This window comes from Schnuerera sp. (assembly GCF_035459645.1).
Lineage (GTDB): Bacteria > Bacillota > Clostridia > Tissierellales > Tepidimicrobiaceae > Schnuerera.
The window spans coordinates 1-2187 of sequence record NZ_DATHXO010000023.1 but is presented as its reverse complement, the minus strand read 5'-3'; the positions used below and the strand labels follow the sequence as shown (position 1 = coordinate 2187).

Genomic DNA, 2187 nt, shown 5'->3' with positions numbered 1-2187 from the left:
CTTATCAAATTCATTATCTTCTGGATATAGAAAATTTAATGTATTATCTTTAGGAAATATTGTTGTAACTTGTCCATAAAAACCACCAATAGCACCATGCACCATGGGAATATCTAATTGTGATGCACTCAATTGGACGATTTTTCTAGTTTTTATATTATCTAAGGCGTCAACAATTACATCATGATCTTTAAGAAGAGACAAAGAATTCGATTTATTTAGCATAATATTTTTGACTTTTACATTTATATGAGGGTTAACCAGTTTCATTCTTTTTCTAGTTTCTTCAGATTTACTCAAACCTATATTTTGTGTATGGCATACTAATTGTCTATTTAAATTTGTTTCATCAAATATATCATAGTCGATTGCGGTTATATGGCCAATACCAATTCTGCCTAACATTTCAATTATGTAACCACCTAATCCACCACAACCAACAACGCAGACATTGCTATTGTTTAATCTTTCCATTTCTTTGGCTGACAATGCTTCCATATTCTTCAAATATCTTTTCATTGTATCACCTACCTAAATATAATAAAGCGCAAAAGATTCACATAATATATTTATGTGAACCTTTTTGATGTTATCACTTCTTTTTAGTTATCTTCTACAATCTTTTTAATTCTCCCAAGACCTTTATCAATGTTTTCCATAGATGTGGCATATGATAACCTTATATAATCATCATCGCCAAATCCTATACCAGGAATTACTGCAACTTTACCTTCATCTAAAAGAACTTTAGCTAGGTCTAATGAATCATTTATTTTAGTATTTTTAATAGTTTTTCCTTTTATTTGAGTAATATTAATCATTATGTAAAATGCTCCCTTTGGTTTTTTGCAACTAAGTCCTTTTATTGAATTAATTTTTTCAGCCATAAAGTTTCTTCTTTTTTCAAATTGTTTTTTCATTTCTTTAACACTATTTTGGGTTCCTAGTAAACCTTCAACACTGGCATATTGTGATATAGAGCAAGGATTAGAAGTTGTATGACTTTGAATATTGTTCATTATTTTTGCAACATCTTCATGGGCAGCTGCATACCCAATTCTCCACCCAGTCATAGCATAAGCTTTAGACATACCATTTATTACAATAGTAAGTTTATTAATGTCTGGGTTAATTGAAGCTATACTTATATGTTCACCATCATATACTAGTTTTTCATATATTTCATCAGAAATTATAAATACATTATTTTTTACAGCCCATTCTGCAATCTCTTTTAATTCTTGTTCATTATATATAGCACCTGTTGGATTGCTAGGACTATTTAATATTAAAGCTTTGGTTTTATTGGTTAAAGCTTTATTTAAGTCTTCAATTCTAAATTTGAAGTCATTCTCTTCCTTGGTTTCAATATATACTGGTTGACCTCCAGATATCTTAATCAATTCAGGGTAACTTACCCAATAAGGTACACTAATTATTACTTCATCACCTGGATTAATAATTGCCATTAGTGCATTATATATGGAGTGCTTAGCTCCATTAGATATAATTATATTACTTGGGGAATAATAAAGGTTATTTTCAGATTTAAATTTTTTACATATAGCTTTCTTTAATTCAATTATTCCAGAAGCAGGAGTATATCTAGTCAACCCTTCGTTTATAGCTTTAATACCTTCATTTCTAATATTCTCAGGGGTATTAAAGTCAGGTTCACCTGCACCAAAACTAATTACATCCACACCATCAGCTTTCATGGCTTTTGCTTTTGCAGTAATTTCTAAAGTTACTGACGGAGAAATTTTTAATCCCTTTTCTGATAAATTTAGATTCATAATAATGCCCTCCTATATCTTATAATTTTACTACAGGTTTTAAAAACGCATTTATTGTATTGGTTAAAGTAAAACTTTTTTCTATCATTTTTTATTTGAATTCATATATATTATAATTTCATTCCATATATATCTTTTAAAACATTTTGCACAATAGAAAGAGAATCTTCAAAGCTTGTTTTATGTTGCAATAAGATTGTTTGATAATGCCTATAACCACTGTCTGTTAATCTATACCTTCTTATAGATCTTTTATTAGGCTCTTGCCACCAACCAGTAACATAACCTTCTTTTTCTAATTGGCGCAAAAGAGGATAAACCATTCCCGGACTTGGTTCCCATTTATTGTTTAATCTATTTTTGATTTCTTCTATTATTTCATTACCATAAT

Annotated in this window: 3 protein-coding genes; all 3 read right to left on the bottom strand. The window is 29.1% G+C overall.

Going from position 1 to position 2187, the window contains the following annotated elements:
* Positions 1 to 519 (bottom strand): HesA/MoeB/ThiF family protein (locus VK998_RS00595; RefSeq protein WP_325224318.1); only part of this gene is annotated, 519 nt, incomplete at its 3' end.
* An 83-nt stretch (positions 520 to 602) separates the two neighbouring features.
* The gene (locus VK998_RS00590; RefSeq protein ID WP_325224316.1) at positions 603 to 1796 is read right to left on the bottom strand and encodes a pyridoxal phosphate-dependent aminotransferase; all 1194 of its coding nucleotides are present in this window, start codon (positions 1794 to 1796) and stop codon (positions 603 to 605) included.
* Positions 1797 to 1906: 110 nt separating this feature from the next.
* Positions 1907 to 2187 (bottom strand): PadR family transcriptional regulator (locus tag VK998_RS00585; RefSeq protein ID WP_325224315.1); only part of this gene is annotated, 281 nt, incomplete at its 5' end.